This window comes from Kitasatospora sp. NPDC058162, assembly GCF_042884005.1.
In the GTDB taxonomy this organism is placed as follows: Bacteria; Actinomycetota; Actinomycetes; order Streptomycetales; family Streptomycetaceae; genus Kitasatospora.
Window position 1 is genome coordinate 73,872 of record NZ_JBHVUS010000040.1, and the last position, 6,639, is coordinate 80,510.

The window sequence follows — 6,639 nt, forward strand, 5'->3', positions numbered from 1 at the left end:
GATCGAGGCATGAACAAAGCGCTCCTCGTGATCGACGTCCAGGAATCCTTCCGCCGGCAGGAGAACTGGGCGGCCGTCTCCGACCCCGACATCGCCGCCCGGGTGGACGAGCTGGTCGCCCACGCCCGCTCCGAGGGAGACCTCGTCATCTGGATCCTCCACGCCGAACCGGGCAGCCGGACCGCCTTCGACCCCGCCCTCGGCCAGGTGCGGCTGATCGACGGGCTGGCGGCGGCCGAGGGCGAGCCCGTCATCACCAAGACCTCGCACAACGCGTTCACCACCACCAACCTGCAGCAGCTGCTCACCGAACGCGGCATCCGCGAACTGGTCATCAGCGGCATCCGCACCGAGCAGTGCTGCGAGACCACTACGCGGCTCGCCGCCGACCTCGGCTACGGCGTCACCTTCGTCATCGACGCCACCGCGACCCACCCGATCGAGCACCGCGACGCACCCGCCGGGCGCAGCCTGGCGGAGATCCTCGCGGACCCGCGCACGCTCTCCACGGATGAGATCATCGCCCGTACCGAGTACGCGCTCTCGGTTCGTTTTGCCAGGATCGCCACCGTCAAGGAGCTGACCGGATCGTGACCCGCGTCGTCTTCCTGCTCGTCCCGCAGCTGCACCTGCTGGACCTCGCCGGGCCCGCCCAGGTGTTCTCGACCGCGGCCGAGTTCGGCCTCGACTACGGGATCGGCTACGTGGCCGAGCAGGAGGACGTCCCGACGGCCCAGGGGCTACCGCTCCGGGCCGCCACCGAGTGGCCGCCGCTGGCGGCGGACGACCTGGTGATCGTCCCCGGCTGGCGCGAGCCGGCCCTGCGGGGCACCGGCGGGCCGTCCCCGGCGGCGCTGGAACGGCTGGCCGCCCACTACGCGGCCGGCGGGACGGTCGCCGGCGTCTGCACGGGCGCGGCCGCCCTCGGCCGCGCCGGGCTGCTGGACGGCCGCCGCTGCACCACGCACCACGACGCGCAGGACGACCTCGCCCGCCGCCACCCGAGGGCCACGGTGGTGCGCGACGTGCTGTACGTGGTGGACGGCCGGGTGGTCACCTCGGCCGGCATCGCCAGCGGCATCGACCTCGCGCTGCACCTCGTCGCCTCCCGGCACGGGCCCGCGGCCGCCGCCCGGATCGCCCGCGAGATGGTCGTCTACGCCCGGCGCAACGGCGACGAGCAGCAGACCAGCGCCATGCTCCGGCACCGGGCCCACCTCGTCGACGCAGTCCACCAGGCGCAGGACCTGATCGACGCCCGCTTCACCGCCGGGCTGAGCCTCGCCGAACTCGCCGCCGCGTGCGGCGTCAGCGAACGCACCCTCACCCGCCACTTCACCAGGGCCACCGGGCTGACCCCGTTGCGCTACCAGCAGGAGCTGCGACTCGAGCGCGCCGAACACCTCATCTCCCACGGCGCGACCACCGAGACCGCGGCCCGGGCGGTGGGCTTCCAGGACGCCCGCATGCTCCGCCGCCTGCGCGCCCGGACGTAGAGCCGCCCCTTCACGCTGCCGGGGTCAGCCGGGTAGTGTGCGTTCGCTGATGCAGCCTTCGCGTTGAAAAAAGAAGGCGTTCTACGGCAGGGCGCGGGCAGGGTCGAGCTCGACCTCGCGCAGCACGATGCGGCTGTGCAGCTCGCGGACGCCGTGGTCGCGCTTGAGGGCCTCGACGACGGCCTCCAGTTCGTCGGTTCCGGTGCAGACGATCCGCAGCTGGTAGTCGTACTCGCCGGTGACGTGCGCGGCACCGGCGATCTGCGGCAGTTGCTGCAGGCTCGCCTCGAACCCGCGGTTGTCGGTGCCGTCGCGGAGGTTGACGTCGGTGAGGGCCACCAGGGTCCGGCCGACGCGGGCGAGGTCGAGGTCGGCGCGGTAGCCGCGGATGACGCCCTGGGTGCGGAGGCGACGGATCCGGTCGGCCGCGGCGTTGGCGGAGAGCCGGACCTGTTGGGACACCTCCTGGTAGGTCGCCCGGCCGTCGCGGGAGAGCACCGCGAGGATCTCCCGGTCCAGACGGTCGAGGGAGACGTCGGTCAGCGGTTTTCTCGGTCGATCGGCCATACCTCCGAGAATCCCACAGCCCGGAGCCCGATCGGGCGGCGATGTCCGCCCCAATCGCGGTGGTTCGGCGGGCAGGGTCGGGGCGTGATCCTCCTCCTCGTTCATGTCCTGCTGCCGCCGGTCCTGCTTGCCGCCGTGTCCTGGGTCGGGCGCCGCTGCGGACCGGCGGTCGGCGGGCTGGTCGCCGGTCTCCCGCTCACCTCCGGACCGATCGTGGTGTTCGCCGCGCTGGACCACGGCGCACCCTTCGCGGCCGGACTCGCCGCCGCCACCGTGGGCGGCGCCGCCGGGGCGACCCTGCTCTGCTGGGTGTACGCGCGCCGGTCGGCCCGGCAGGGCCCCTGGCCGGCGCTGGCGGCGGCGTGCGCCACGTTCCTGCTCAGTGGCATCGCCCAGCAGTTCGCCGCACTCGGCCTCGCCGCGACCGGAGTGCTGGCCGGCGCGTGCTTGCTGGCGGTTCTCCGGTGGTGGCCGACGGTCGACGGCGGTGTCCCGCTGCCGGCGCGCCCCGACGTGCCGCTCGCCGGGCGGGCGGCCGTGGTGACCGGTTACGTACTGGCGGCCACCGCCGCGGCGGGTGCCGTCGGCCCGCGGATCACCGGGCTGCTCTCGCCGTTCCCCGTCCTCGTGGTCACTCAGGCGCTGCACCTGCACCGCAGGTCGGACAGGCGCAGCGCGGTCGCGTTCCTGCGTGGTGTGATGGACAGTCAATTCGCCCTGCTGGTCTGGTCGATGCTGCTCGCCGTACTGCTGCCGACGGCCGGGTTCGCGGTTGCGGTCGGTACGGCGGCGGTCTCGGCGACGGTGGTCCAGCTCCTCGTCGCGACCGCCGGACGCCACCCGCGTCGGCCCCGCTCTCCCGCTGCTCTCACATGGGCATGGTCTGCGGCAGGTGCAGGCCGGGGACCAGCTGCGGGTTCCAGGGCACGAAGCAGGCGTAGCCGATCAGGGCGATGCCCAGGACGAGGCTGAACGCCTTGCCGTGGCGCCAGGTCTTCTCGAGGAACACGGCGACGGCCAGGCCCGCCATCCAGGCGAGGTTCATCACGCCGACCACGGTCAGCACGGCCATCAGGCCCCAGCAGCAGCCGACGCAGTAACCGCCGTGGTAGAGGCCGACGCGCAGGTCGCGCAGCCGTCCGGAGTAGCCGCTGACGTGCAGGAAAAAGCCGAGGGGGGAGCGGCAGTGGCTCAGGCAGCGGTCCTTGAGCGGGGTCGCCTGGTAGAGGCCGGCCGCCGCCAGCGCGAGGGCGCCGACCCAGGGTGCGGCGTTCGGCGCCCTGGTGGCGAGTTCGCCGCCCGCCCAGGCCGCGCCGAACGCGGCCAGCCCGAAGGCCTCCCACGCGCACAGGTAGCCGACGACCAGGGCGGTGCTGCGGCCCACGCGGGTCCAGCCTGTCGTGCGGGTGCGGAGCGTGCGCAGGTACAGGGAGACGACGGGCGCCACGGCGGGGAGCATCATCGCGGCCATCATCAGCCCCCACAGGACCAGGAATCCCCAAAGGCCCCGCCCCATCGTGCCCGGTCCGGGAGCCATGCCGGACGTGCTGCGGACCGTCAGGACCCAGGCCAGCGCCGCCGCGGCGAGCAGCGCCGCCCAGGTCGCCGGGACGACGGCCCGCCGAGCCGGAAGCGGCGGCATTCAGGCCGCCCAGGAGAACGGCGCCGAGAAGGCGTTCTTCCCTTCGTTCTCGAACTCGAGGCCGAAGGCGTTCACCCGCGACCTCGTCGCGACTCCGGCCGCCAGGGTGTCCGCGGGGAATCCGACCCCGCTGACCCTGACGCCCTTTCCGGTGGCGTCGAGCGGGGAGACGAAGTCCTCGACTTCGAGGTCGATCGCGTCGCCGATCGTCACGCGGTGGGTCCTGCCGTCGTCGGCGTAGTCGATCGGGGCGACCTCCAGTCCGAGCATTTCGCCGATGAGCGGCCCGAGGTCCTGCATCGGGCCGCCCCGCTGGCCGGAGAAGACCGCCCCGAGCGCTTCGGCCTGCGCCGGTGAGGCGGCCTGGTCCATGATCATGCCCACTCGCCAGTTGCCCTCGCTCATGAGCTGCGGCGTATCGGCCACCACGGCAACCGTCAGGCCGCCCACGTCGACCTCGTCGACGTGGCCGGAGTCGACGTGGAAGGCCAGCACCACCCGACAGCGTTCGTGGTCCGCCGGAGCCGTCAGACCGGAGGTGGAACAGGGGCACACCATGGTGCAGTTGCAGTTCTCGAAATACGTCCCCGCGATGCGCCATGCCATCGGAAGCTCCCTTCCCGAGGCACATTCCTGGCTTCCATTTTCCGCCGCCGGCATTCACCCGGCAACGCGCCGGGCGTCAGCTCCGTCCGCCCGGTGACGCTGGGAGGACGGCGCCCCACGGATTGTCGATGATCAGCCGCCTCGAGGAGCTGGAGCGCGAGGACGCCGCTCCGGCCGACCTGGTGCCACGGGTCCGGGTCCGTACCGGGGACGGCCGTTGGCTCTCCGTCCAGGCGTCCCGCCTGGTCACGGCGGCCGGAGGACGTCAGGTGGCGGTCATCCTGGAACCGGCGGCGCCGGCCGAACTCGCGCCGCTCATCGTGCGTGCCTATGCGCTGACCGTGCGCGAGTCGCAGGTCGCCTCCCGGGTGCTGCAGGGCCTGTCGACGAAGGAGATCGCCGGCTCGCTGTTCATCTCCCCCGCGACCGTCCAGCAGCATCTGAAGACCGTCTTCGACAAGGTGGGCGTGCGCAGCAGGCGCGAGCTGGTCGGCCGCGTCTTCCAGCAGCAGTACCGGCCGCGCCTGACCACCGGCAGCCGGGTCGGGCCGGACGGCTGGTTCGCCGACCCGCCCGGTTGACCGCCGGTGGTGTGCCCGGGCGTTACGACTCGTCGTCCTCGAGGCGCGGGAGGGGCTTGCCGCGTCGGTCCATCTCGGCCTCGAAGAGGCGCTGGAACTCCTGCGCGGACTCGTCGAGGACGATCGGGGCGTCCTCGTCGGGGACGATGCCCTGCGCTCGCAGCTTCTGGTCGAGCACCATGACCGGGTCCTCGGGGTCGGGGTCGAAGGGGCGGGGCCCTTCGGGCCCGTCCGGGCCGAACCGGACCGCCCGCTCCACTCGGATGATCCGCAGGAGGCGGTCCTCGACGGTGAGTTCGAGGCTCTGTTCGGCGTCGAGCCGGTCCGCCGCCTCGGCGTAGCGGGCCCGCTGCCGGGGAGTCAGCCGGCGTGCGACCGGCTCGGCCACCCGCAGGCGCATCGACAGGATGTCCCGGGCGCGGAAGGGGGTGGGGGCGTCCATCATGCCGCTCGGACGCCACTGGCCGTGCACCCGTTCCGCGACGGTGAACGCGGGTGGCAACAGCACCACGCCCGGGTGGGACCGGGCCGACCGCCGGGCGTCCTCGCGGACCTCGGGCGCGAAGGCGCCGTCGGCGGGCACCAGTTGGACGAGTTCGGCCTTGAGGATGCCCTCGGACATCCCGGTCGGCAGGGCGGGGTCCATGACGAATCCGTCGGCCGGGTCGTGGCCGTGGGTGATGTCGCGCTTCTGGTGGTCCTCGGGGTCGCTGGAGCGCGGCGGCTCCGGGCCGTCCGGGCCGCTGCGGATGTAGCGTTCGGCCCGCACCACGCGGTAGCGGACGTCCAGTTCGACCTCGTCGATCTTCTCCCACTCCAGTTGCTCGGCCACTGCGAGGTAGCGCTGCTGCGCTGCGGTGTCGCCGGACTTCCCCGCGGCGGCGGCCTGTCCACGGCAGAGCATGCCGAGGTCCTCGCGGGCCGACTGCGGGTGGATCTCGACCATGGAGGAGCACAGTTCCCAGCCGCCGGTCGGCTGCTCCCGGGCGACACCGAAGACCGGGCTGCCGGCCGACAGGATCCGCGGGTACCTCTCGCGGGCCGTCCATGCCTCGACATCCGCGATCTCCGGCACCGGGCCGCCAGGGGCGGCCATCCTGATGGCGAGGTATTGAGGAACGTCATCAGCGAAGTTCACCATGCGCACATGATGCAACCAGTCGGCCACCGAGCGCAGCCGAACGCGGTCCGTTCACTCCGAGGGGGCCGGTTGCTGTGCACCGCATCCCGGTGGTCGTAGCTCGGGCCGACGCGGGCCCCGCAATCTCGTAATGGTTTTCGTTTTCATCTACTGCTAGTGTCGGCTCGACATCCCGTCGCCCGACGTACCCAACTCTCACCGGAAACAGGGAAGCCGTGACCAAGATCGCCCCCGCCCGCCGGGACCGCAAAGCCCGCCCCAATCCTCTGCACGAAGCGCGGATCACGTACATCGACTACAAGGACACCAACCTGCTGCGGAAGTTCATCTCCGACCGCGGCAAGATCCGCAGCCGTCGGGTCACCCGGCTCACCGTCCAGCAGCAGAAGGCGATGGCGCGGGCCATCAAGAACGCCCGCGAGATGGCGCTGCTGCCGTACGTCTCCGGCGGCCAGAGCGCCGCGAAGGCGGGCCGGTGAGCGGCCGCCTCCCGGTCACCGTGCTGTCCGGATTCCTCGGCGCGGGCAAGACCACGCTGCTCAACCACCTGCTGAACAACCGGGAAGGCCTGCGGGTCGCGGTCATCGTCAACGACATGAGCGAGAT

10 protein-coding genes are annotated in these 6,639 nt (G+C 72.3%); 6 read left to right on the top strand and 4 right to left on the bottom strand.

Going from position 1 to position 6,639, the window contains the following annotated elements; all coding sequences use genetic code 11:
• Nucleotides 1-9 precede the first annotated feature (9 nt).
• Nucleotides 10-594, top strand: coding sequence for a cysteine hydrolase family protein (locus ACFVXG_RS39640; RefSeq protein ID WP_387935028.1), 585 nt, complete (start codon nucleotides 10-12; stop codon nucleotides 592-594).
• Nucleotides 591-1,496, top strand: coding sequence for a GlxA family transcriptional regulator (locus ACFVXG_RS39645; protein ID WP_387935029.1), 906 nt, complete (start codon nucleotides 591-593; stop codon nucleotides 1,494-1,496). The genes ACFVXG_RS39640 and ACFVXG_RS39645 overlap by 4 nt, the downstream gene beginning before the upstream one ends.
• Before the next feature lie 81 nt (nucleotides 1,497-1,577).
• Here ACFVXG_RS39645 and ACFVXG_RS39650 read toward each other — a convergent pair whose 3' ends face one another.
• Complete coding sequence (locus ACFVXG_RS39650) at nucleotides 1,578-2,063, bottom strand: Lrp/AsnC family transcriptional regulator (protein WP_387935031.1); 486 nt, start codon at nucleotides 2,061-2,063, stop codon at nucleotides 1,578-1,580.
• Between the two features lie 84 nt (nucleotides 2,064-2,147).
• Between ACFVXG_RS39650 and ACFVXG_RS39655 the strand changes: the two genes are divergently transcribed.
• Nucleotides 2,148-3,035: a hypothetical protein gene (locus ACFVXG_RS39655; protein ID WP_387935033.1), complete on the top strand. Its 888-nt coding sequence runs from the start codon at nucleotides 2,148-2,150 to the stop codon at nucleotides 3,033-3,035.
• Here the strand turns inward: ACFVXG_RS39655 and ACFVXG_RS39660 are convergent.
• Nucleotides 2,932-3,705 carry a DUF2182 domain-containing protein gene (locus tag ACFVXG_RS39660; protein ID WP_387935035.1) on the bottom strand — a complete coding sequence of 258 codons (774 nt, stop codon included), beginning with the start codon at nucleotides 3,703-3,705 and terminating at the stop codon, nucleotides 2,932-2,934. The genes ACFVXG_RS39655 and ACFVXG_RS39660 overlap by 104 nt on opposite strands.
• Nucleotides 3,706-4,311, bottom strand: coding sequence for a DUF1326 domain-containing protein (locus ACFVXG_RS39665; protein ID WP_387935037.1), 606 nt, complete (start codon nucleotides 4,309-4,311; stop codon nucleotides 3,706-3,708).
• Nucleotides 4,312-4,439: 128 nt separating this feature from the next.
• Here ACFVXG_RS39665 and ACFVXG_RS39670 point away from each other — a divergent pair, with 128 nt between their 5' ends.
• Complete coding sequence (locus tag ACFVXG_RS39670; protein WP_387935039.1) at nucleotides 4,440-4,892, top strand: LuxR C-terminal-related transcriptional regulator; 453 nt, start codon at nucleotides 4,440-4,442, stop codon at nucleotides 4,890-4,892.
• A 22-nt stretch (nucleotides 4,893-4,914) separates the two neighbouring features.
• Here ACFVXG_RS39670 and ACFVXG_RS39675 read toward each other — a convergent pair whose 3' ends face one another.
• Nucleotides 4,915-6,033, bottom strand: coding sequence for a DUF5954 family protein (locus tag ACFVXG_RS39675; protein WP_387935040.1), 1,119 nt, complete (start codon nucleotides 6,031-6,033; stop codon nucleotides 4,915-4,917).
• A 224-nt stretch (nucleotides 6,034-6,257) separates the two neighbouring features.
• On the opposite strand from ACFVXG_RS39675, the gene rpsR reads away from it, so the two are divergent.
• Complete coding sequence (gene rpsR / locus ACFVXG_RS39680) at nucleotides 6,258-6,512, top strand: 30S ribosomal protein S18 (RefSeq protein WP_387935047.1); 255 nt, start codon at nucleotides 6,258-6,260, stop codon at nucleotides 6,510-6,512.
• The coding region (locus tag ACFVXG_RS39685; protein ID WP_387935048.1) for a GTP-binding protein at nucleotides 6,509-6,639 on the top strand (131 nt) is incomplete at its 3' end. The genes rpsR and ACFVXG_RS39685, both read left to right, overlap by 4 nt.